The following is a 22466-nucleotide window of genomic DNA, read 5'->3' as shown; positions in this document are numbered from 1 at the left end:
GACGTGGAGCAGCCCCCGGCCGCCGAGCCCGACCCCCGCCCCGCCGTGAGGTCGGGCCTGACGCCGCACGAGCCGGCCCTGGACCTGCCGGCGCGGATCGACGGCGCCCGCCGGCTGGAGTCCCGGCGGATCAGCGACCGCTGAACGTCGCCTTGCCCGGTCCGTGGTCGAGGAACGACCGCACGGCGCCGCGCAGGTCCTCGGTGTCGAACAGCTCGGCCGCGATGGACGTGATGTGCTCGTTGGCCTCCACCACGCCGCCGCTCTCGAAGTGCGCCAGCACCCGCTTGGTGGCCGCGTGCGCCCGCGTGGGGCCCGTGGCGAGGGCGTGGGTGAACTCCAGCGCCGCGTCGTCGAAGCCCTCGTCGGGCAGCACCCGGTTGACCACGCCCCACCGCTCCAGCGTGGCCGCGTCGTAGGTGTCGCCGGTCATCACCAGCTCCTTGGCCCGGCCCACGCCCGCCCGCGCGGCCAGCCGCTGCGTGCCGCCCATGGTCGGGGTGAGACCGACGACCTTCTCCACCAGCCCGAACCGCGCCCGTTCGGCGGCCAGCAGGATGTCGCACGCCACGGCCACCTCGAACGCCCACGTCAGGCACAGGCCGTGCGCGGCGAACACGGTCGGGAACGGCAGGGCGGCGATGCGCTCGGGCAGGTCGAGCATCCCGTCGAACAGCGCCTTGGCCCGCGCCCGGGTCTTCTGCGCCGCGAACAGGTTCACGTCCACGCCGCCGCTGACGACCCGGCCCTCGGCCCGGATGAGCAGGGCCCTCGCGGGGCGCTCCTCCAGGTCCTCGACGGCGGCCTCCAGGAGGTCGTGCAACCCGTCGGTGTAGAGGTTCAGCGGAGGGGCGTCGACGGTGAGCACGGCGAGGTCGACCGCGTCCCGCTCCAGGCGGACCTGTTGCGCTGCCACGGGCGTGGACTTTACACGCGTCCGGAATGCGGAAAACCGGGTGTCCGAATGGCCTACCGGGGGTGAAAATCTGTCGGTGACTTCATGGACCGTTCAGCCGGCGTCGGTGGACAGCCCGGTCGCCGTGGCGGTGATCCGGGACTACCTGGCCGACATCATCGCCCGCCACTACGGCCGCCCGGCGACCCCGCAGGAGGTTGACCTGGCCATCTCCGAGGACCCGACCGACGACCTGGCGGTGTTCTTCACCGGTGGGCGCGGGCCGGTGGTCGAGGGGTGCGCCGGATACCGGTTTGTCAACCCCGGTACTGCGGAGTTGAAGCGGGGTTACGTCCGCCCGGAGGCCCGGGGCACCGGCGGGGGAGCGGCGTTGCCGGCCGCCGTGGAGGAGTCCGCCGTCTCGTCCGGCGCCACCTCGATCCGTCTCGACACGCGCGCTGACCTGGTCGAAGCACGTGCGCTGTACGCCCGGCACGGTTACCGGGAGGTTGCGCCGTTCAACCACGACCGCTATGCGGAGCACTGGTTCGAAAAGCGGCTATAGGTGCCATCGGGTTCCCGTATCGTGGGTGTGACGCGTCTCACTTGACACTCATTAAAGCCGGCAGTTGAGTGTGTGGCGATATTGGTGCCGCTGAATGAAATGGGGATCAGTCCAGTGGCCTTCGCCGTTGAGTTGACTTTTCGCGATGCGCGACAGGTGCGGAGATCCATTCATCTCGCGCACCGCGAATACTGGCGCCCGCTCGCCGAGCAGGGCGTGCTCGTCGGGACCGGGCCGTGGGCCGACGGGTCCGGCGTCCTGCTGATCGTGCAGGTGCCGGACGACGCCGCCGCCCGGGACCTGGTGCGCGGTGACCCGTACGTGCGCTCGCAGTCGATCGCCGAGGTGCGCATCCGCCAGTGGCACGTCCTGCTGGGGCTGCCGGAGGGCGAGCGGGTGCCGGGCATCGTCCGCCCGCGCGACGGCCAGACCGCGGACTCGCGCTCCCGCGAGCCGCTGACGCCGCACGAGCACCGGATCGCGCTGATGATGCTGGAGGGCATGACGAACCGGCAGATCGCCGAGCACTTCTCGGTGTCGACCCGGGCCGTGGAGCTCCACATCACCCGCATCTACCGCAAGCTGGACATCGGCCGGCGCGCCCAGTTGGCCGCCGCCATGCCGTGGGGGCAGCGCTCCTACCTGTAGGTCCTGATCGGGTCGGGCGGTCGCGGGCGCGTCCCCGCGACCGCCCGACCCGGCGACCGGGGCCGGCCGGTGCGGCTTCGCGCGAGCGGGTGCGCGACGTCCTGTTCACGCGGCGACAGGGCGTCGCCGTCACCGCACGCGTTGCCGTCATCCACGAACGCGCTCGCTATTGCGCCGTTCGAGTGAACCACGGGTAATTTCGAGCGACATTCCGACCGTTCGGTATGCACAATCACGGGCACCGGTGGTCCGGTCCGCCCACGCTCCCACCGGTGAGCGGCCTGACATTGGAGTCACCGGTGCGCACCCTGATCGCCACTACCGCACTGCTCGGACTGCTCGCCGCCGGTTGCGCCGAGCCCGAGCCCGAGCCGAGAACCGGGCCGGGGGTCACCGGGACGACCATCTCGCTCGGCGTGCTGACCGACCTGACCGGCCCGTTCTCGGCCACGTCGCTGCTCCGCATCAAGGGCTACGAGCTGTTCTTCGGCGAGCTGAACGGGCGCGGCGGCATCTGCGGCCGGAAGGTCGAGCTGAAGCAGCGGGACCACGGCTACGACGTGAACCGGGCGCTGGAGGGGTATTTCGCGCTGGAGCCCGAGGTGCTCGGGTTCGTCGACGTCACCGGCGCGCCGATGACGGAGGCCATCGAGCCGGACCTGATGCAGACCCGGGCCCTGGCCGCGCCGGCGTCGTGGTCGGCGAGCCTGCTCGGCAACCCGCACATGGTCGTCGTCGGCACGACCTACGACCTCGACGTGATCAACGGCCTCGACCACCTCAGGCAGTCCGGTGCGATCGCGCCCGGTGACACCGTCGGCCACGTCCACGTGGACAGCGACTACGGCCGCAACGCCCTGGAGGGCAGCGGGTTCGCCGCCGAGCACTGGGGCATGCGGCTGGTGTCCCGGTCCGTCGCCGAGACGGCCGACGTGTCCGCCCAGATCGCCGAACTGCGCGCGGCCGGCGCGAAGGCCGTGTTCCTCAGCACCTCGCCGCAGCAGACCGCCCTCGCCGTCGCCACCTCCGAGAACCTCGGCTGGAAGGTCCCGTTCCTGGTCAACGCGGTCGGCTACGACCCGATGATCCTGGAGTCCCCGGCCGCCGACGCCGTCGCCGAACGCCTGCTGGTGGTGTCGCCGATCGCCCCCTTCGCCACCGACGCGCCCGGTCCGCGCGACGTCGCGGCGGCGTTCGGGGAGAAGTTCCCCGACGTCGAGCCGACCGGCTCGGTGGACCACGGCTACGTCATCGGCGTCGCGTTCGCCGCGATCCTGGAGAAGGCGTGCGCCGAGCGCGACCTGACCCGCGACGGCGTGCTGCGCGCGTTCGCCGACACCAACGCCGTGGACACCCGCGGCCTCACCGGTCAGCTGCGGTTCTCCCTGGCCGGGCGGCCGTCGAGCACCCAGTCCTACGTCGCCCGGCCCGACCCGGCGACGCCCGGCGGCCTGGCCGTGGTGGCCGACCTGTTCGAGTCGGACCTGGTCGCGCTCAAGGGCACCCGCGCCCGGTAGCGGTTTCCCCACGTCGAGCACGGGAACCCCGGTGGCGTGATCCAGGTGCGCACGGTGGTGCCGACGACGGTGGACAAGGTGTTCTCGGTGCTCGAGGACGGCTGGTCGTACGCGGGCTGGGTGGTGGGTGCCGCCCACATCCGCGAGGTGGACCCGGGGTGGCCGGGGGTGGGTACGCGCATCCACCACAGCGTGGGCGCGTGGCCGGTGGCGGTGAAGGACGTGAGCACCGTGCTGGCCGTCGAACCGGGGCGGGTGCTGGAGCTGGAGGCCCGCCTGTGGCCCCTCGGCGCGGCCCGGGTGCGCTTCGCGCTGACCGAGGTGGCGGACGGCACCGAGATCGTCATGTCCGAGGAAGCCGTCAAGGGGCCGCCCTCGCTGCTGCCGGAGGCCGTGCAGGCCGTGTTCCTCAAGCCCCGCAACCGCGAGACGCTGCGCCGGCTCGCCGACATCGCCGTCCGGCGCCGGGACTGACCCGCCGTCCGGCGCGGGGAACGACCTCGCGCCGGACGACCGCTCCTCCGCCGCACGGGCTCGCGCCCGTGCGGCGTTCTAGTACACGGCCTTGTGCAGGCCGCGGACCAACAGCTGGTAGGCGTCCCCGGCCAGGCCGTTGCGCGCCAACGCCGCCCGCGCCGCGTTCGCCCCCGCCGCGCCGTGCACCCCGCCGCCGGGGTGGGCCGACGCGCCCGCGAGGAACAGCCGGTCCACCGGGGTGTCCGCCCGCCCCAGCCCCGGCACGGGGCGGAACACGAGCTGCTGGTGGATCGCCGCCGTCCCCGAGTTGATCGACCCGCCCACGAGCGCCCGGTTGCGGTCCTCCAGGTCGCCGGGCCCCTGCGCGAAGCGCCCGCGCACCAGGTCGCGGAACCCCGGCGCGTGCTGCTCGATCAGCTGCTCCACCCGGTCCGCCCGCCGCCGGGTCCGCTCGGGCGACCACGACTCGCCGCGCGGCACGTGCGTGTAGGCCCACGCCGTCTCCGTGCCCGCGGGCGACCGGGTCGGGTCCGACGTGGTCATCTGCCCCATGATCACGAACGGCGTGCGGGGCAGCTTGCCGCACGCGATCTCCGTGCTGGCCACCGCCAACCCGTTGAAGTCGCCCCCCAGGTGGACCGTCCCGGCGCCGCGCGCCTCGGGGGCCGTCCACGGGATGGGCCCGTCCAGCGCCCAGTCCACCTTCACCGTCGCGTCGTCCCACTCGAACCGGCCCAGGTCCGACACCAGCCGCGGCGGCAGGTGGTCGGGACCCACCATGTCCAGGTAGAGCGTCGGCGCGGGCACGTCCGCCAGCACCGCCTTGCGCGCCCGCACGAACCCGCCCGACGCGTCGCGCACGCCCAACGCCCGACCGCCGGCCACCACGACCCGCGCCACCGGCCGCGAGCACTCGACGACCCCGCCCAGGCGGTGCACCAGCGCCCGGGTCAGCGACGCGGCCCCGCCCTCGGGCACCGGGTAGCCGACGTCCTGCCCCAGCATCGACAGCAGCCACCCGAACGCGGCGCCGCCGCCCTGGTCCGGCCCGAGGTCGGTGTGCATCGCGTTGCCCGCCATCAGCATCGGCGCGCCCTCACCGCGGAACCGGTCGTCGCCGAACGCCCGCACCGACTGCACGAAGGTCCGCGCGAACCGCAGCGACCCGCCCGCACCCAGCGCGCCCAGCAGCCCGGCCGTGGCCTTCACCGGCGGGAACGGCCTCATCAGCGCCTCGATCAACGAGTCCCGCACCCGCTGCCAGCGCGCGAACTCCTCGCGCCACACCTCGCCGTCGCCGGCCGCGAACGAGTCCACCGACGCGGCCGTGCGGTCCACGTCCCGGGACAGCAGCGCGGCCCGGTCGTCGGGCAGCACGTGCGCCAGCACCTCGGGCGCGTGCCGCCACACCAGCCCGTGCCGCGCCAGGTCCAGGCCGGCGATCACCGGCGACGCCACGCCCAGCGGGTAGAACGCGCTGAACAGGTCGTTCTTGAACCCGGGTTCGATCAGCTCCGCCGTGCGCACCGCCCCGCCGGGCTCGTCGGCGGCCTCCAGCACCAGGACGTCCCACCCGGCGTCGGCCAGCACGTTCGCCGCCACCAGCCCGTTGGGCCCTGCTCCCACGACCACCGCGTCCACGACGTCGCTCAACGCAACCCTCCCTGTCGGCTCGGCCGTCCCCAACCCAGTCTGCGCCACCACGCCCCGTCACGCGGTGCGAGCGGTCCCCACGTGCCGCGCCCGTCGATCATCGCCCGGACGAGCGAGTCCAGCACCTCCCGGGGTGCGTACCGCGGCGCCCAGCCGAGCGCCCGCAGCCGCGTCGTGTCCACAAGGGACACCTGGTCCGCGAGGCGCAGCCAGCCGGGGTGCAGCGGTTGCGCGCCGAACCGCCACGCGGGGCCCGCCACGGCGTGCGCCGCGGCGAACGGCACCGGCACCAGGAACCCGTCGAAGACCTCCGCCAGGTCGCGCGCGTGCAGCGCCGGGTCGGCGGCGACGTTGAACGCGCCGGTCGTCCGTCCGCGCAGCAGCAGCGCCACGACCCCCGCCACGTCCCGCGCGTGCACCACCTGCAACCGCAGCCCGCGCCACAGCGGCACCGGCAGCCACGAACGGCCCAGCAGCGCGGCGGGCACCAGCGGGCTCAGCGTCCACCGCTCGATCTCGCCCGCCGCGTCGTCCTGCACCACCGCGGCCGGTCGGACGACCGTCGTGGACGACCTGCCGGCCACCATCCGCTCCAGCTCCGCCTTGTGCAGGCTGTACGCGCTCCCGGCGACGCCGCCGCGCGGCCAGTCCTCGTCCACCGGGTGGTCGGCGGGGGAGTAGGCGGCGACCGAGGACGCGACGACGAGGTGCGGCACGCCCGCGCGGTCGGCGGCGCGCAGCACGTGCTCGGTGCCGCCGATGTTGGTGCGGCGCATGTCGGGTTCGTCGGTGCGGGGCTGGATCGCCCACGCCAGGTGGACCACGGCGTCGGCGCCGTCGAACGCCCTGGTCAAGGTCTCCTCGGCGCCCGGCGCGCCGATGTCGCACCGGACCCACCGACCGTCGCCGGGCACGCGCCGGGCGACGCCGAGGACGTCGTGCGGTCGGTCGGGATGGGAGTGGTCGTCGTCCCGGAGCTCGCGGCGCAGGGCGGTGCCCACGCTGCCGCTGGCCCCGGTGACGACGACCCTCATGCCGGGCGGGTACCCCTATCGACCGCCGCCAAGCCCCGCGCGCCGCAGCGCTTCGGCCATCGCGCCGTTGGCCGGCGGGCGCTCCGGCTGACGACCGCCGCCACCGCCGCCGCGCCGGCCACCACCGCGCTGACCGCCGCCGCCCCCGCCGCCACCGCCACCGCCGCGCCGACCGTCCTGCTGCTGGTCGCGCGCCGGCTTGCGGCCCGGTTCGTCCTGCAACCGCAGCGACAACCCGATCCGCTTGCGCGGGATGTCGACCTCCAGCACCTTCACCCGCACCACGTCACCGGACTTCACGACGTCGCGCGGGTCCTTCACGTAGGTGTCGGACAGCGCCGAGATGTGCACGAGGCCGTCCTGGTGCACGCCGATGTCGACGAACGCCCCGAACGCGGCCACGTTCGTCACGACGCCCTCCAGCACCATGCCGGGCCTGAGGTCGGCGATCTTCTCCACGCCGTCGGCGAACGTCGCCGTCTTGAACGCCGGGCGCGGGTCGCGACCGGGCTTCTCCAGCTCGCGCAGGATGTCCGTGACGGTGGGCAGGCCGAACGTGTCGTCCACGAAGTCCTGCGGCCGCAACGACTTCAGCACCGCCGTGTTGCCGATCAACTGCTCCGCGCCCGCGCGCTGCTGGATGCGGCGCACCACCGGGTACGCCTCGGGGTGCACGGCGGAGGCGTCGAGCGGGTCGTCGCCGTTGGGGATGCGGAGGAAGCCCGCGCACTGCTCGAACGCCTTCGGGCCGAGCCGCGGCACGTCCTTCAGCGCCTTGCGGGAGCGGAAGGGGCCGTTCGAGTCGCGGTGCAGCACGATGTTCTCGGCCAGGCCGGCCGTGATGCCCGAGACCCGGGTCAGCAGCGGCACGGACGCGGTGTTGAGGTCCACGCCGACCGCGTTCACGCAGTCCTCGACCACCGCGTCCAGCGAGCGCGACAGCTTCGACTCGGCCAGGTCGTGCTGGTACTGGCCCACGCCGATCGACTTCGGGTCGATCTTCACCAGTTCGGCCAGCGGGTCCTGCAACCGGCGCGCGATGGACACCGCGCCGCGCAGCGACACGTCCATGCCGGGCAGCTCGGCCGACGCGAACGCCGACGCCGAGTACACCGACGCGCCCGCCTCCGACACCACGACCTTGGTGAGCGTGAGCTCCGGGTGCCGCTTGAGCAGGTCGCCGGCGAGCTTGTCGGTCTCGCGCGACGCGGTGCCGTTGCCGATGGCGATCAGCTCCACGTCGTGCTTCTTCGCGAGCGCGGCGAGCTTGGCGATCGACTCGTCCCAGCGGTTCGCGGGCACGTGCGGGTGGATCACGTCGGTGGCGACGACCTTGCCCGTCGCGTCGACCACGGCGACCTTCACGCCGGTGCGGAACCCGGGGTCCAGGCCCATGGTGGCGCGGGTGCCCGCGGGCGCGGCCAGCAACAGGTCGCGCAGGTTCGAGGCGAACACCTTCACGGCCTCGTCCTCGGCGAACGCCCGCAGCCGGGCGCGCAGGTCGATGCCCAGGTGCACGAGGATGCGGGTGCGCCAGGCCCAGCGGACCGTGTCGGTCAGCCACTTGTCGGCCGGCCGGCCCCGGTCGTCCACGCCGAAGCGCGCCGCGATGCCCACCTCGTAGCCGGTGGGCTCCTCGTCGTCGCCCGCGTCCAGGACGAGGTCGAGGACCTCCTCCTTCTCACCGCGCAGCAGGGCGAGGATGCGGTGCGAGGGGAGCTTGGCGAACGGTTCGGAGAAGTCGAAGTAGTCGGAGAACTTCGCCCCGTCCTCCTCCTTGCCCTCGCGGACCTTCGACGTGACCCGCCCGCGCGTCCACATGCGCTCGCGCAGTTCGCCGATCAGGTCGCCGTCCTCGCCGAACCGCTCGACCAGGATGGACCGCGCGCCCTGGAGCGCCGCCGCGACGTCGGGGACCTCCTCGGTCACGTACGCCTTGGCCACGACCTGCGGGTCCTGCGTCGGGTCGGCCAGCAGCCCGTCGGCCAGCGGCTCCAGGCCCTGCTCGCGCGCGATCTGCGCCTTCGTCCGCCGCTTCGGCTTGTAGGGCAGGTAGAGGTCCTCCAGGCGGGCCTTGGAGTCGGCGGCCAGGATCGACGCCTCCAGCGCGTCGTCCAGCTTGCCCTGCGACCGGATGGACTCCAGCACGGCCGCCCGGCGATCCTCCAGTTCGCGCAGGTAGCCCAACCGCTCTTCCAGGGTGCGCAGCTGGGCGTCGTCCAGCGCGCCGGTCGCCTCCTTCCGGTAGCGGGCGATGAAGGGCACGGTCGAGCCGCCGTCGAGCAGGTCGACCGCGGCGCTGACCTGCCCGGCCCGCACGCCCAGTTCGTCGGCGATCCTCTGGTGGATGGCTGTGGTCACAGCGAGCCATTGTGCCCTGCCCGGCGAACCACGATCGTGCCCCCCGAGCGGCGGCGCGGGCGCGCCCCGCCCGGCGCCCCACCCGGGACCCGCCCGCCTCCCCGGTCGGGACATACTGACCGGTATGACGACACTCGACCACTGGGGCGGGACGAGCCGGTACGCGGACCTGGACGGTCCGGTGCACTACGTGGACTTCGGCGGCGACGGGCCGCCCGTCGTCCTCGTGCACGGGCTGGGCGGGTCGCACCTGAACTGGTGCCTGCTCGCGCCGCACCTGGTCGGGCGCCACCGGGTGCTCGCCGTCGACCTCGCCGGGTTCGGCCTCACCCACCCCGAGGGCCGTTCCACGACGGTGCCGTCGAACGCCCGTCTGCTCGACCGGTTCGTCGCCGACGTGGTGGGGGAGCCCGTCGCCCTGGTCGGCAACTCGATGGGCGGGATGATCTCCGTCCTGCACGCCGCGCGCCGGCCCGCCGGCGTCACCCACCTGGCCCTGCTGGACCCGGCCGTGCCGCTGCTGGGCGCGCGCCTCGACCCGCAGGTCGCCGCCGCGTTCGCCCTGTACTCGCTGCCCGGCGCGGGGCGCTGGCTGCTGGAGAGGTCGCGGCGGGGCGTGTCGCCGCGCCGCCAGGTCAAGCGCGTGCTCAACCTGGTGTGCGCGAACTCCAAGGTGGTGCCCGAGGAGGTCGTCCTCGCCTCGATGAACCTCATCGAGCAGCGCGAGGAGATCCCCGGCCTGGACGAGGCGTTCCTCGCCGCCGCCCGCTCGGTGGTCCGGGCCAGCGCGGCCGGCCGCCGCTACTACGCGGCGATGAGCAGGGTGAAGGCCCCCGTCTACCTGGCGCACGGCGACCGCGACCGGCTCGTGCCGGTCAAGGCGGCGGAGGCCGCGGCCCGGCGCAACCCGTCCTGGGAGTTCGAGGTGTTCGAGGGGGTCGGTCACGTGCCGCAGCTGGAGATCCCGGAGGTGATCGCCGAGCGGCTGCTCACCCTGACGGCCCGGTAGTGGTCCGGACCGATCGGCGCGCAATCGAGACTGATCGGTACTGGCGATTTCCACGTCGGTGAAACACCATGGTGACCTGGGACACGCTCGACGCGGAGCGGGGGGAGGTGCCGTGGCAGCACTGCCGGACGTGCACGCGGAGCAGGTGGAGCAGCCGATCGCGCCCACCGTGCCGGGGTGGTTGTGGTACCTGACCGAGCCCACCAGGGCCGCGGTGGACATCGGCCAGTTCGCCGCCGCCCGCCCGCTGCTGCGCGCCGCGCCCAGCGGCGACGGGCACACCGTGCTGGTGCTGCCCGGCCTCGGCTTCAACGACGGCGCGACGGTGGCGCTGCGCCGGTTCCTCGCCGGCCTCGGCTACGACGTGCACGGCTGGGGCCTGGGCCTCAACCTCGGCCCGTCGGTGCAGGTCGTGGAGGGCATGCGGGTGCGGCTGCGCGAGCTGGCGGCGCGCGGTCGGGGCAAGGTGAGCGTCGTCGGCTGGTCGCTGGGCGGCATCTTCGCCCGCGAGCTGGCCCGCGAGCACCCCGGCACGATCCGGCAGGTGATCACGCTCGGCAGCCCGTACGCGATGACCGACCTGCGCCAGACCAGGGTCAACCCGGTCTACCGGCTGCTGGCCCGGTTCTACGAGGCGGGCGCGGAGATGCCGCCGCCGGAGCACACCCGGCCGCGCTTCCCGGTGCCCTCTACGTCGGTGTACTCGAAGTCCGACGGGATCGTGGCGTGGCGGGCGTGCGTGTCGCCGGAGGGGCCCAGGGCGGAGAACGTCGCGGTCGCCTCCAGCCACCTCGGCTACGGCTACAACGCCACCGTGCTGTGGGTGGTGGCCGACCGGTTGGCCCAGCGCGCGGGCCGGTGGCGCCCCTTCACGCCCCCACCCGGCATGGCCCGGATGTTCCCGGCGCCCTGACCGCTGCCCTTCCGGTCACGAACGGGTGAACCCGCGACGGGAAAGTCCGCTACCGGACGGCCCGTCGGGGCCGACCCTGCCCCACGTGTGGGATCGCCTGGAACACGCCTACGGACCGGCGGGCGACGTGCCCGGTCTGCTCGCCGAGGTCCGCGACCCCGACCGCGCGGCGGCGGCGGTGCGCGAGCCGGACCACGTCGTGCACTGCGGCGGCGCGCGGGTGTGCCCGCCGCGCCCGCCGCGCTGCTCGGCCTCGCCGAGGACCCGGCCGTCACCGTGCGGCCGGCGGTGGTGGAGGTGGTCGGCGACCTGGGGCACGCCGGGCGCACCGCCGACGCCGTCGACCCGGCGTGGCCGGGGGCGTGGGAACGGGCCGTGCCCAGGCTGACCGCGCTGCTCGCCGACCCGGACGTCGAGGTGCGGCGCGGCGTCACGTACCCGTTGGCGCAGGCCCGGGACGTGTGGCGGGTGCTGGCCGACCGGTTCGCCGGCGAACCGGACCGGGTCGCCCGGCTCGGCCTGGTCGTGGCCGTCGGGCTGCACGACGACCCGGCCGCCCGGGGCTGGTTCGCCGGGCTGCTGGGCCACGACGACCGGGCCGTGCGGATCGCCGCCGTCGTCGGCCTCGTTCGGCTGGGCGAGGAGGTCGACCCCGCGCCGCTGCTCGACCCGGAGCCGGAGGTGTGGGAGGGGACCTGGCGGGCCGCGCCCGACCCGGTGTGGTGGCTGCACCGGGAGGTGCCCGACCCGGGCCTGGTCGCCGCGTGGCTGGCGCACCCGCACGCCGAGGTGCGGCGGGGCGCGCTGTGGGCCTCCGGCGACCTGTCGGCACCGGCGCGGGGGAGCGGGCCGGACCTGCTGCCGCTGGTCGCCGACCGGCTCGCCGACGACGAGCCGGACAACCGCCGGGTCGCGGCCCTGCTGCTCGCCTCGGTCCGCGCGCCGTTCGCCGACGACCTGGCCCTGGCCGCCCGCGACGTCCACCTGCCCGCCGCCGACGCGGCTCACGCCGCCCTCGCGCTGCTCGGCGACGAACGCGCCGTCCCGCTGCTCGTGGACCGCCTCACCGGACCGCGCCTCGGCCTCGCCGTGCGGCGCAGCCGGGTCACGTGGCGGCTGCCGCCCCCGCTGGAGGAGGTGCTCACCGCGCTGTCCGCGCACGCCGGAACACTGGCGCCCGCCGTGCGCGGGCGGCTCGGCGCAACCGCCGATCCGGTGGAAGTCGAGGCGCTCCAGAGGGTTCTCCGATCCTGGCAGAGGTGATCGGAAAACGATCACCCGAATCGCCCCTTGTGCCGGTGACTCCTTCACCGCAGGGTTCCGCAGGGCCCGTTGGCCCCGAACGGGCACCCTGACGGAGGTGGAGCATGACCCCTGCACGCACGTTCGCCGCGGCCCTGGTCGCGGCACTCGCGCTCCCGGTTCTCGCCACGACCCCGGCGCACGCGGTGAGCGACGCGGACCTCGCCCGGTACTGGGCCCCGGTGCACCACCAGGACACCGACTCGTCCGACTACGACGCCGACTACCTGTCCACTGTGGACTACGACGGCGACTGGGACACCCGGAACAACTGGGAGGGCCAGGACGACTCGCCCGCCCGGCTCACCGGCGCCGCCTACTACTCGGTGGTGGAGACCTCGACCCACTGGTTCCTGGTCTACTCCTTCTACCACCCGCGCGACTGGGACGACGTGCCCGACCCGTTCGCGCTGCTCACCCACGAGAACGACATGGAGGGCCTGCTGGCGACCGTCCGCAAGGACGGCTCGACCTACGGGAAGCTCGAAGCCGTCGTCACGGTGGCGCACAGCGACTTCCACTCCTACGTGGCGCCCGGCAGCACCTTCACCTCGGGTCGGGAGTCCGTCGACGGCACCCTGCGCATGCAGGGCACCCGGTTCACCACCCGCCAGGAGGCCAAGGGCCACGGCCTGTACGCGTGGAACGGCGCGGAGTTCCCCGGCGGCGACGGGGTCGTCTACGTGCCGTCCGACACCGGCGAGGTGCCCTCGGGCGGCAACGACCGGTCGGTCGGCTACCGGCTCGTGGACACCTTCGCCCCGGGCGGCCTGTGGGCGCAGCGCTCCAACGCGGCGACGTTCGCGGGTTGGGGCACGTTCCGCGGCGACAACGGCAAGGACGACGCGGCCAACAGCGCGTGGGGCTGGGACGACCGGAACGACGGCTCGGACCTCCAGCGCGGCCTGCTCGCAACCGACCCGGCATACCTCGTTTCGGTGTACTTCGGCAACCGGGGCGAGTTCAGCACGACGTACACGCGCAACGCCTACCGGTAGAACGGCCCCCGCGCCGCTACGCTCCCGATCATGACCGCACGCGTGCCCGCACCGCCCCTGGCCCGACTGGCCACGGAGGTGCTGGCCCCGTGGGTCCTGGTGCTCGGCGTGCCGCTCCTGGTGGCCTGGCAGGCCACCAGGAGCGTGCCGGAGACCCTGCTGTGGGGCGCCGTCGTGGGCCTGACCGGCTCGGTCATCCCCATGGCCGTCGTCGTGCGCGGCGCGCGCCGGGGGCGCTGGAACGGCCACCACGTGACGAACCGCGAGGGCCGGCTGGTCCCGCTCCTGACCTGCATCGCGTCCCTGACCCTGGGCATCGCCGCGCTCGTCCTCGGCGGTGCGCCGCGCACCGTGCTCGGCCTGTCGCTGTCGATGTTCCTCAGCCTGCTGCTCTGCCTGCTCGTCACGTTCGCCCTGCCGGTGGGCGGCACGCGCGGCTGGAAGATCTCCTTCCACGCGGCCGTGGCGGCCGGCGCGGTGGTCGTGCTGGCCATCACCTACGGCCCGTGGGTGCTGCTCGCGTCACCGGCCGTGGCCCTGGTGGCGTGGTCGCGGGTGGCGCTGGGCCACCACACCGTGCCGCAGGTCGTGGTGGGCGCCGTGATGGGCGCGATCGTCGGCGGGATCGCGTTCTGGTCCCTCACGTGAGGGCGCTCACCCCCGACCGCCGCCATCCGCGCCCTACCCTCCGGTGATGACCTTCAGGTTGGAGACGGACGGCCCGATCGCGACGATGACCATCGACCGGCCGGCCAAGCGCAACGCGCTGAGCTACGAGATGTGGTCCGCGCTGCCCGGCCTGATGGCGCGGGTGCGCGACGACGACGCCGTGCGCGTGCTGGTCGTGCGGGGCGGCGAGCACTTCTCCGCCGGTGCCGACATCAGCGAGTTCGGGACGCTGCGCAGCGGCGCCGAGGGGGCCGCCCGCTACGGCGAGGCGGTGCACGCGGGCGCGCGGTCCATCACCGCGCTCGGCAAGCCGACGATCGCCGCCGTCACCGGGTTCTGCATCGGCGGCGGGTGCGAGGTGGCGCTGGCCTGCGACCTGCGGGTCGCGGCGGCGGACGCCCGGTTCGGCATCACGCCCGCCAAGCTGGGCATCGTCTACGGCTTCGCGTCCACCAAGCAGCTGGTGGACGTCGTCGGGCCCGCCTGGGCCAAGCAGATCCTGTTCGCCGGCGAGATCCTCGACGCGGCGACCGCGCTGCGCATCGGCCTGGTCAACGAGGTGCACCCGCCCGACGCGCTGGACGCCCGGGTCGAGGAGCTGGCCGGCACGATCGCCTCGCGCGCCCAGGTCAGCGTGCGGGGCGCGAAGCGGATCGTGGAGCGCATCACCGACGGCGGGGACGAGGACGACGCGGTGCGCGCGCTCTACGACGAGGCCGTGCACAGCGCCGAGTACGCGGAGGGGGTGGCGGCGTTCCTGGAGAAGCGCCCACCCCGGTTCCCGGTGTTCAAGACCCCGTCGGCGGGGTAACTCCCTGCACATGACCGAACCCGAGGACAGGCCCCTCAACCCCGACCCGCCCAAGTCCCCCGGCACGCCGGAACCGCCCGACCTCGACGTGGACCCGGAGCAGTTCCTCGACGAGGACGAGCGGCGCGAACGCGATGACGAGCGGCGTCGCGCGGGAGGAGGGGACGAGCAGCCCGAGTAGGGCGGCCCGTCCCCTCCGGGGACGGCTCCGGGCGGCGCTCAGTCGCCGTCGTACTTGTTCGTGTCGCCGGGCCACTCGCCGGTGAGCTTGTCGTAGCCGGCCGCGCCACCGCGGTCGATCGCGGCCTTGACCAGGCCGAAGATCGCACCCTGGATGGTCGCGGCCAGCAACACCTCGCCCCACCCCCGGTCCTTCTGGGTCGGGGTGGGGGCTTCCGCGGTGCCCGTGACGAGCTTCCACACCTGGCCGAACACCGCGCTGGCCGCGAGACCGCCGAGCACGCCGAACAGCATGCCGAGCGGGCGGTAGAGGAGCTTGTTCACGTTCATCGGCCCCTCCGCATCAGCTTCCAGAGCAGCAGGACGACCGCCGCGGCACCGGCCGCGACCGCCGCCGGGTGCTTGCGCGCCTGCCGAACGCCCTGGTCGACGCGCTGCTGCACGGGCGGGGGCAGCTGCTCGACCGCCTGCGCGGCCTTCTCGCCCACCTGGCCCGCCACCGCGCTCGCCTTCTCGCCGACCTGTCCGGCCACCGCCGTGGCCCTCTCGCCGACCTGCTCGGCCACCGCGGTCGCCTTCTCGGTCACCTGTCCGGCCACGGCCGTGGCCTTTTCGGTCACCTGCTGCGCGACGGCGCTCGCCTTCTCACCCACCTGGCTCGCCGCCTGGCCCGTCTGCGCGCCCGCGGCGCCGGCCTTCTCACCGGCCTTGGCCGCCACCGCGCCCGCGGTCGTCCCGGCCGCCGCGGCCTTCGCACCCGCCTTGTCGGTGGCGTGGCCGACCTTGGCGGTGGCCTTGCCGGCCGCCGCCGCGACCGCCGCGTTGGCCCGCGTCGCGCTCTCCTTCACCTTCTCCACCTTCTCGTGCGCCTTCTCCTTGACCCGCCCGGGCACGTCCGCCTTGTGCGCCAGCGCCTCGACGGTCTCGCCCAGCTCGCGCCGGGTCCGCTCGACATCCGCGCGCAGCTCGTCGGGGTTGTCGGGAACGTCCTTGCCGCTCATCGGTGCGCCCTCTCGCTCACGGTGGCGATGTCCTGCTTCACGCTCGCGATGGCCTCCTCCGGCACCGGTGGGGTGCCCTTCTCGATCTGCTTGCGGCCGACCAGCGCGAGCACACCTGCCACGAGGAGCACGGCCGCCGCGACGATGAACGCCGCGGCCCACGCGGGCAGCACGGTGGCCAACAGCAGGATCAGACCCGCGATGACCGCCCCCAGCCCGAACCAGGCCAGCACGCCGGCCCCGCCGAACAGGCCGGCCCCCGTGCCGACGCGCTTGCCCTTCTCGCGCATCTCGACAGCGGCGAGCCGGATCTCGTCCCGCGCCAGCCTGCTCACCTGCTCGGAGAGCCTGCTCACCAGTTCGGCGGTGGACGGTTCCCGATCGGTGGCGACGTGGTCCATTGGCCGTCTCCTCTCCCAGTCGACCCACGACTACCCAGAACGCGCGTGGTGTACGCACGGGTTTCCGGGGAATCCGGCGCTCATGGCGACGCAAGCACCCGACGCACCCACCAAGCTGCCCAAGCGCTCGTGGGGGGGCGTGCTCAAGCGCACGGTGAAGGAGTTCAGCGACGACAACCTCACCGACTGGGCGGCGGCGCTCACCTACTACGCGGTGCTGTCGCTGTTCCCCGGCATCCTGCTGCTGGTGTCCCTGCTCGGCCTGCTCGGGCCCCAGGCCACGCAGTCCATCGTGGACAGCCTGGACATGCTGGGACCCGGTGAGGCCAAGCAGTTCATCGAGGACGGCATCCAGAACCTCCAGCAGTCGAAGGCCACCGGGCCCCTGGCGATCGTCGGTCTGGTGACCGCGCTGTGGTCGGCGTCCGGGTACGTCGGCGCGTTCATGCGCGCGGCCAACTCGATCTACGACGTCGAGGAGGGCCGGCCGTTCTGGAAGGTCATCCCGCTGCGGCTGGCGCTGACCGTCGGCGTGGTGGTGCTGCTGGCGCTGACCGCGCTCGGCGTCACGCTCACCGGCGGCGTCGCGCGGTGGGTGGGCGACCTGCTCGGCCTGGGCGAGCAGTTCGTGACGGTCTGGGACATCGCCAAGTGGCCCGTGCTGTTCCTGCTCGCCAGCGCCGCGATCGGGCTGCTGTTCTGGGCGTCGCCGAACGTGCGGCAGCCCGGCTTCCTGTGGATCACGCCGGGCGGCCTGCTCACCGTGCTGGTGTGGGTGGGGGCGTCGCTGGGCTTCGCCTTCTACGTGGCGAACTTCAGCTCGTACAACAAGACCTACGGCTCGCTCGCCGGTGTGATCATCTTCCTGGTCTGGCTGTGGATCTCGAACATCGCGCTGCTGCTGGGCGCGGAGTTGGACGCCGAGCTGGAGCGGGGTCGGCGGATGGCGACCGGCGAGTCGTCGGGCGAGGACCCGGTCGCCCCGCCGCGCGACACGCGCGCCATGGACTGACCCGCACGACGACGAGAGGGGTGGGCCCGACCGGGCCCACCCCTCTTCGACGTCCGCGTCACCCGCGAGGTCATCCCCGCGAGGTCACTCCTGTGGCGTCACCCCTGCTGGGCGGCCTTCTGTTCGGCGACCTGCTTGCGCACGTCCTCCATGTCGACCTTGCGCGCCTGGTCGATCAGGTCCTCCAGCGCCGCCTCCGGCAGCGCGCCGGGCTGGGCGTAGAGCACCACGCCGTCGCGCACGATCATCAGCGTCGGGATCGACCGGATCTCGAACGCCGCGGCGAGCTGCTGCTGCGCCTCGGTGTCGACCTTGCCGAACACGATGTCGTCGTGCTTCTCGCTGGACTTCTCGTAGGTCGGGGCGAACTGGCGGCACGGTCCGCACCAGCCGGCCCAGAAGTCGACCAGGACCATCTCGGAGCCGCCGACAACCTCGTCGAAGTTCTCCGCGGTCAGCTCCACGGTGGCCATAGGTCCTCCTCCACGTCGGTTCAGGGGTCGGACCCCTCGTACCCCGGAGAACGATCCGGACACCCGGGACATTCCCTTCAACAAAGTGTGGACCTCTTCAACGGAACGTTGTAGTTTTCGGGCACCCAATCGCAGGAGGTGTCCCGTGCGCAGGACCGCAGCCCTCGCCCTGTCCCTGTTCGCGCTGGTCGCGTGCGGTGCCCCCGCCGAGGAGGCGCCCGCGGGCACGACCGGTGACCTGCCCGACACCGCCGCGGTGGTGCAGGCCGTCACCAAGGACGACGCGCTCGCCGCGACCCTCCCGGAGGGCATCCGGCAGGCCGGGAAGCTGCGCGTCGGGTCCAACGTGCAGAACCCGCCGAACAACTTCTACGCCGCCGACGGCACGACCGCGGTCGGCTCCGAGGTCGACCTGGCCAAGGCCATCGGCGCCAAGCTCGGCCTGACCGTCGAGCACCAGGACATGGCGTTCGGCTCGCTCATCACGAGCCTCCAGGCGGGGCGCATCGACGTGACGATGGCCGCGATGAACGACACGGCCGAGCGGCAGCAGGCGATCGACTTCGTCGACTACTTCACCTCCGGCATCACCATCATGGTGCAGAAGGGCAACCCGCAGGGCGTCAAGGGCCCCGACGACCTGTGCGGGAAGGCGGTCGCGGTCAACCTCGGCTCCAGCCAGGAGACCTACGCCAAGGAGTACCAGTGCCTCTCCGGCGACCCGATCCAGGTGACCGCCACCGACAGCGACACGCAGAACCAGAACCAGCTGCGCACCGGCCGCGTCGCCGCCATCCTCAACGACCTGCCGACCGCGGTCTACGTCGCCAAGACCGCCGGTGACGGCGAGTTCTTCGAGGTCCTGGACCTGGCGCCGATCAACGGCGGCCCGTACGGCATCGGCGTGAACAAGAGCACCCCCGAGCTGACCGCCGCCATCCGGAAGGCGCTCCAGGCCCTCGTCGACGACGGCACCTACGGCAAGATCCTCGCCGCCTGGGACGTCGAGCAGGGCGCGATCGACCAGGTGACCGTCAATGGCCGGTGAGCCCGCGGTGACCCCGGTCCCGACCGACGACGAGCTGGTCGTCGTCCCGCTGCGCCACTGGTGGCGGTGGGTCGGTGGCGCGGTGATCCTGGTGCTGCTCGGCCTGCTGGGCTGGGCGCTGGCCGACGCGAAGATCGACTACGCGGCCGTGCCGGGGTTCTTCACCCACGACATCATGCTGCGCGGCCTGGCCAACACGGTGGTGCTCGCGGTCGTGGCGCAGGCGGGCGCGATCGTGCTCGGCGTCGTCATCGCCCTCATGCGCCGCTCGGCCAACCCCGTGGCCCGCTGGTTCGCCGCCGGGTACGTGTGGCTGTTCCGCGGCCTGCCCGTGCTGCTCCAGATCCTGCTGTGGTTCAACCTGGCCCTGGTGTTCGAGGACATCTCGTTCTTCGGCATCTGGGAGGAGAAGACGAACGTGCTGGTCACGGCGTTCGTCGCGGCCCTGCTCGGGCTCGGGCTCAACGAGAGCGCCTACATGGCCGAGATCGTGCGCGCCGGGCTGAACAGCGTCGACCACGGGCAGGTGGAGGCGGCCAAGGCCATCGGCATGACCCCCGCGACCGCGCTGCGCCGCGTCGTCCTGCCGCAGGCCATGCGGGTCATCATCCCGCCCACCGGCAACAACTTCATCAACATGCTCAAGGGCACGTCGATGGCGTCGGTCATCGGGTTCCTGGAGCTGATCCACGCGGCCAACAACATCGCCTCGCGCAACCTCCAGATCATGGAGACGCTGCTCGCCGCGGCGGCCTGGTACATGGTCGTGGTCAGCGTGGCGAGCGTCGGCCAGCACTACCTGGAGCGCTACTACGGCAAGGGGGTCGCCCGATGAGCGCCGCTCCTCCGGTGAGCACCGCTTCGACGCCCCTGGTCCGGGCGGTGGGCGTGCGGAAGTCGTTCGGCGGGACCGAGGTCCTGAAGGGCGTCGACCTGACCGTGGACCCCGGGCAGGTGGTGTGCCTGCTCGGGCCGTCCGGCGCGGGCAAGTCCACGTTCCTGCGCTGCGTGAACCACCTGGAGACCATCGACGCGGGCCGCATCTGGGTCGCCGGCCAGCCCGTCGGGTTCACCTCGCGCGGCGGGAAGCTGCACGAGCTGCGCGAGCGCGAGGTGGCCCGGCAGCGCCGCGGCATCGGCATGGTGTTCCAGCGGTTCAACCTGTTCCCGCACCGCACGGCGCTGGGGAACGTCGTCGAGGGGCCGGTCCGGGTGCTGCGGAAGCCGCGTCGCGAGGCCGTCGAGGAGGGGCGGGCGCTGCTGGCGCGCGTCGGGCTGGCGGACAAGGCCGACGCCTACCCGCACCAGCTGTCCGGCGGCCAGCAGCAGCGGGTGGCCATCGCGCGGGCCCTGGCGATGCGACCGCGGCTGATGCTGTTCGACGAGCCGACGTCCGCGCTCGACCCCGAGCTGGTGGGCGAGGTGCTCGACGTGATGGTCGACCTGGCCCGCGACGGCATGACGATGATCGTGGTCACGCACGAGATCGGGTTCGCCCGCCAGGTCGCCGACTCCGTGGTGTTCATGGTCGACGGCGCGGTGGTCGAGTCGGGTCCGCCCGCGCAGGTGCTGGATGATCCCCGGCAGCAACGCACGCAGCAGTTCCTCGCGAAGGTGCTCTAGGTGGTCATGCGCATCCCGTCGTCGTACCTGGTCCAGTTCCACGAGCCGGAGGGCTACCTGGACTTCGCCCGGTTCGGGCCGCCGTCGCACGCGGTGGTCGACGCCTCGACCCGGCTGCTGGAGTCGTCCGCCGCGGCCGGCCCGGCCACCGTGGACGACCTGATGCGGCAGGAGCTCCGGGCCAGGGCCGCGGTGGCGCGGCTGTGCCGCAACGACACCGACCACGTGGCGCTGCTGCCGAACACCAGCACCGGGCTGTTCCAGGCCGCGCTCGGCGTCACCGGCGAGGTGCTGGTGTCGGCGGGCGAGTTCCCCGCCAACACCTACCCGTGGACGCGCTCCGGCCGGGCCGCGGTGCGGTGGCTGCCGGCGGGACCGGTGACACCGGAGGCGGTCCGGGAGGCGCTGACCCCGGCCACGACCGCGTTGTCGGTGAGCGCGGTGGACTTCCGGACCGGCTACCGGGCCGACCTGGCCGCGCTGCGCGAGGTCGTCGGCGACCGCCTGCTGGTGGTCGACGGCATCCAGGGCTTCGGGGTGGTCGACGAGCCGTGGGAGGTGGCCGACGTCCTCGTGGTCGGCGGCCAGAAGTGGCTGCGCGCCGGGTGGTCCACCGGGTTCGCGGCCCTGTCCGACCGCGCCCTGGAGCGCCTCGACCCGGTGCTGTCCGGGTGGACGGGCGCCGAGGACGCCGGGCTGTTCGACAACGCGATCCACCCGGTCGCCGAGCACGCCGCGGGCTGGTCGATCACCAACCTGAGCCCGATCGCCGCGGGCGCCCTGGCCACGGCCCTGGAGCTGGTCGAACTGGCCGGCGTCGACCGGATCGACCGGAGGATCGCCGAGCAGTCGGACACCCTGGCCGAGGTGATCCGGTCGGCCGGCGGCGCGGTGGTGTCCGCGACCGACCGGCGGGCGGGCATCACGGCGTTCACGCTGCCCGGCCACCCGCCCTCCGTGGTGGGCGCGGCCCTGGTGGAGGCGGGCGTGACCGCGACCGTGCGGCCCGAGCACGTCCGGGTGTCGCCGCACGTCTCGACCACGCCGGGGACGGTCGCGAGGTTCGCCGACGCGCTGAAGTCCCTGGGCGTCCGCCCGGCGGCGCCCCCGGGGCCCACCCCCGTGCCCGCCCCCCTGGTCGCCGCCACCGCCGGCCCGGCGTCGACGGACGTGCTCAAGGCCCTCGTCCCCACCGTGAACAGCCTGGCCGAGGCCCTGGGCGCGGGCACCGAGGTCGTGCTGCACGACCTCGGCGCCCTGCCCAACTCGATCATCGCCATCGCGGGGGACCTGACCGGTCGCGCCGTCGGCGGCCCGATGACCGACCTGCTGCTCGGCCTCGTCCGCCGGGGCACCACGCAGGACCTCGCCGGCTACGAGACCTACGCGCCCGACGGGCGGGTGCTCAGGTCGTCCACCGTGTTCCTGCGCGACGAGCGCGGGGTGGCGATCGGCTGCCTGTGCGTCAACAGCGACCCGGGCTCGCGCCCCGGCGCCGAACCCGCCGCGCGGCCGGTCGAGGCGTTCCCGGGCGACGTCGACACGCTCCAGCGGATGCTCGTCGAACGCGCCGTCACCGCGGTCGGGGTGCCGGTGGAGCTGATGAAGAAGTCCCACAAGTCGCAGGTCGTGCGCGTCCTGGACGAGGCGGGGCTGTTCCTGATCAGGGACTCCGTCGACTACCTCGCGGGCGTGCTCGGCGTCACCCGGTACACCATCTACAACTACCTGAACGAGACGAGGGGCTGATCACCCTCGTGGACGGCGGCAGGTCGGCCACCGGGACTCCGCGGACCAGCGCGCGCGAACGGCCCCGCCGACCGGGTCTCCCGGCCGGGGGCGGCTGGATCGGCGCGTCACGTTTTCCACCCCGGCG

General features: G+C 73.5%; 25 protein-coding genes. 17 read left to right on the top strand and 8 right to left on the bottom strand.

Features of this window, described 5'->3' with window-relative positions:
• Nucleotides 1–3 precede the first annotated feature (3 nt).
• Nucleotides 4–144: a hypothetical protein gene (locus tag CKY47_RS09860; protein WP_306745379.1), complete on the top strand. Its 141-nt coding sequence runs from the start codon at nt 4–6 to the stop codon at nt 142–144.
• On the opposite strand, the gene CKY47_RS09855 is transcribed toward CKY47_RS09860, so the two are convergent.
• Nucleotides 131–916: an enoyl-CoA hydratase/isomerase family protein gene (locus CKY47_RS09855; protein ID WP_306745378.1), complete on the bottom strand. Its 786-nt coding sequence runs from the start codon at nt 914–916 to the stop codon at nt 131–133. The genes CKY47_RS09860 and CKY47_RS09855 overlap by 14 nt on opposite strands.
• Nucleotides 917–992: 76 nt before the next feature.
• Between CKY47_RS09855 and CKY47_RS09850 the strand changes: the two genes are divergently transcribed.
• The 4 genes from CKY47_RS09850 (at nt 993) to CKY47_RS09835 (ending at nt 4099) form a co-directional block, all read left to right on the top strand.
• Entirely contained in the window at nt 993–1460 is a 468-nt protein-coding gene (locus tag CKY47_RS09850; RefSeq protein ID WP_306745377.1) for a GNAT family N-acetyltransferase, read from the top strand.
• A gap of 156 nt (nt 1461–1616) precedes the next feature.
• Nucleotides 1617–2108, top strand: coding sequence for a LuxR C-terminal-related transcriptional regulator (locus CKY47_RS09845; protein ID WP_306745376.1), 492 nt, complete (start codon nt 1617–1619; stop codon nt 2106–2108).
• A 272-nt stretch (nt 2109–2380) separates the two neighbouring features.
• Nucleotides 2381–3625 carry an ABC transporter substrate-binding protein gene (locus CKY47_RS09840; RefSeq protein WP_306745375.1) on the top strand — a complete coding sequence of 415 codons (1245 nt, stop codon included), beginning with the start codon at nt 2381–2383 and terminating at the stop codon, nt 3623–3625.
• A gap of 36 nt (nt 3626–3661) precedes the next feature.
• Entirely contained in the window at nt 3662–4099 is a 438-nt protein-coding gene (locus CKY47_RS09835; RefSeq protein WP_306745374.1) for an SRPBCC family protein, read from the top strand.
• Between the two features lie 78 nt (nt 4100–4177).
• On the opposite strand, the gene CKY47_RS09830 is transcribed toward CKY47_RS09835, so the two are convergent.
• The 3 genes from CKY47_RS09830 to CKY47_RS09820 are packed head-to-tail and all read right to left on the bottom strand — an operon-like array spanning nt 4178 to nt 9150.
• Nucleotides 4178–5755, bottom strand: a complete 1578-nt coding sequence (locus CKY47_RS09830) for a phytoene desaturase family protein (protein WP_306745373.1) — start codon at nt 5753–5755, stop codon at nt 4178–4180.
• The gene (locus tag CKY47_RS09825) at nt 5752–6789 is read right to left on the bottom strand and encodes an NAD-dependent epimerase/dehydratase family protein (protein ID WP_306745372.1); all 1038 of its coding nucleotides are present in this window, start codon (nt 6787–6789) and stop codon (nt 5752–5754) included. The genes CKY47_RS09830 and CKY47_RS09825 overlap by 4 nt, the downstream gene beginning before the upstream one ends.
• A 15-nt stretch (nt 6790–6804) precedes the next feature.
• A complete protein-coding gene (locus tag CKY47_RS09820; RefSeq protein ID WP_306745371.1) occupies nt 6805–9150 on the bottom strand; it encodes a Tex family protein in 2346 nt (781 codons plus the stop codon).
• A 124-nt stretch (nt 9151–9274) separates the two neighbouring features.
• Between CKY47_RS09820 and CKY47_RS09815 the strand changes: the two genes are divergently transcribed.
• The 7 genes from CKY47_RS09815 to CKY47_RS09785 all read left to right on the top strand — a co-directional run bounded on the left by CKY47_RS09815 (nt 9275) and on the right by CKY47_RS09785 (nt 15033).
• Nucleotides 9275–10159, top strand: coding sequence for an alpha/beta fold hydrolase (locus CKY47_RS09815; RefSeq protein WP_306745370.1), 885 nt, complete (start codon nt 9275–9277; stop codon nt 10157–10159).
• Between the two features lie 112 nt (nt 10160–10271).
• Nucleotides 10272–11072 carry an esterase/lipase family protein gene (locus tag CKY47_RS09810; RefSeq protein ID WP_306745369.1) on the top strand — a complete coding sequence of 267 codons (801 nt, stop codon included), beginning with the start codon at nt 10272–10274 and terminating at the stop codon, nt 11070–11072.
• A 222-nt stretch (nt 11073–11294) separates the two neighbouring features.
• Nucleotides 11295–12335 (top strand): HEAT repeat domain-containing protein, encoded by a 1041-nt coding sequence (locus CKY47_RS09805; protein ID WP_306745368.1) that lies wholly within the window; start codon nt 11295–11297, stop codon nt 12333–12335.
• Between the two features lie 104 nt (nt 12336–12439).
• The gene (locus tag CKY47_RS09800; RefSeq protein WP_306745367.1) at nt 12440–13372 is read left to right on the top strand and encodes a hypothetical protein; all 933 of its coding nucleotides are present in this window, start codon (nt 12440–12442) and stop codon (nt 13370–13372) included.
• A gap of 30 nt (nt 13373–13402) precedes the next feature.
• Complete coding sequence (locus CKY47_RS09795; RefSeq protein WP_306745366.1) at nt 13403–14020, top strand: phosphatase PAP2 family protein; 618 nt, start codon at nt 13403–13405, stop codon at nt 14018–14020.
• A gap of 46 nt (nt 14021–14066) precedes the next feature.
• Nucleotides 14067–14852 (top strand): enoyl-CoA hydratase/isomerase family protein, encoded by a 786-nt coding sequence (locus CKY47_RS09790; protein WP_306745365.1) that lies wholly within the window; start codon nt 14067–14069, stop codon nt 14850–14852.
• A gap of 10 nt (nt 14853–14862) precedes the next feature.
• Nucleotides 14863–15033: a hypothetical protein gene (locus tag CKY47_RS09785; protein WP_306745364.1), complete on the top strand. Its 171-nt coding sequence runs from the start codon at nt 14863–14865 to the stop codon at nt 15031–15033.
• A gap of 38 nt (nt 15034–15071) precedes the next feature.
• Here CKY47_RS09785 and CKY47_RS09780 read toward each other — a convergent pair whose 3' ends face one another.
• From CKY47_RS09780 to CKY47_RS09770, 3 genes are read right to left on the bottom strand one after another with little or no spacing between them, the layout of a single operon-like run.
• Complete coding sequence (locus CKY47_RS09780) at nt 15072–15362, bottom strand: DUF4235 domain-containing protein (RefSeq protein WP_306745363.1); 291 nt, start codon at nt 15360–15362, stop codon at nt 15072–15074.
• Nucleotides 15359–16033, bottom strand: coding sequence for a DUF3618 domain-containing protein (locus CKY47_RS09775; RefSeq protein WP_306745362.1), 675 nt, complete (start codon nt 16031–16033; stop codon nt 15359–15361). The genes CKY47_RS09780 and CKY47_RS09775 overlap by 4 nt, the downstream gene beginning before the upstream one ends.
• Complete coding sequence (locus CKY47_RS09770; protein ID WP_306745361.1) at nt 16030–16434, bottom strand: phage holin family protein; 405 nt, start codon at nt 16432–16434, stop codon at nt 16030–16032. Before CKY47_RS09770 ends, CKY47_RS09775 begins: the two co-directional genes overlap by 4 nt.
• 82 nt (nt 16435–16516) lie before the next feature.
• Here CKY47_RS09770 and CKY47_RS09765 point away from each other — a divergent pair, with 82 nt between their 5' ends.
• Nucleotides 16517–17446: a YihY/virulence factor BrkB family protein gene (locus CKY47_RS09765; protein WP_306745360.1), complete on the top strand. Its 930-nt coding sequence runs from the start codon at nt 16517–16519 to the stop codon at nt 17444–17446.
• A gap of 98 nt (nt 17447–17544) precedes the next feature.
• Here the strand turns inward: CKY47_RS09765 and trxA are convergent, their stop codons facing one another.
• Nucleotides 17545–17919: a thioredoxin gene (gene trxA / locus CKY47_RS09760; protein ID WP_306745359.1), complete on the bottom strand. Its 375-nt coding sequence runs from the start codon at nt 17917–17919 to the stop codon at nt 17545–17547.
• 145 nt (nt 17920–18064) lie between these two features.
• Here trxA and CKY47_RS09755 point away from each other — a divergent pair, with 145 nt between their 5' ends.
• From CKY47_RS09755 to CKY47_RS09740, 4 genes are read left to right on the top strand one after another with little or no spacing between them, the layout of a single operon-like run.
• Nucleotides 18065–18967, top strand: a complete 903-nt coding sequence (locus tag CKY47_RS09755) for an ABC transporter substrate-binding protein (RefSeq protein ID WP_371320644.1) — start codon at nt 18065–18067, stop codon at nt 18965–18967.
• A complete protein-coding gene (locus CKY47_RS09750) occupies nt 18957–19802 on the top strand; it encodes an amino acid ABC transporter permease (RefSeq protein WP_306745358.1) in 846 nt (281 codons plus the stop codon). Before CKY47_RS09755 ends, CKY47_RS09750 begins: the two co-directional genes overlap by 11 nt.
• Before the next feature lie 14 nt (nt 19803–19816).
• Nucleotides 19817–20590: an amino acid ABC transporter ATP-binding protein gene (locus tag CKY47_RS09745; protein WP_306745357.1), complete on the top strand. Its 774-nt coding sequence runs from the start codon at nt 19817–19819 to the stop codon at nt 20588–20590.
• 6 nt (nt 20591–20596) lie between these two features.
• A complete protein-coding gene (locus CKY47_RS09740) occupies nt 20597–22339 on the top strand; it encodes an aminotransferase class V-fold PLP-dependent enzyme (RefSeq protein WP_306745551.1) in 1743 nt (580 codons plus the stop codon).
• Nucleotides 22340–22466 lie beyond the last annotated feature (127 nt).

The organism is Saccharothrix longispora (assembly GCF_030852425.1).
In the GTDB taxonomy this organism is placed as follows: domain Bacteria; phylum Actinomycetota; class Actinomycetes; order Mycobacteriales; family Pseudonocardiaceae; genus Actinosynnema; species Actinosynnema longispora.
Note: the sequence above shows the minus strand (reverse complement) of the source record. Positions and strands in the feature narration are given on the sequence as shown.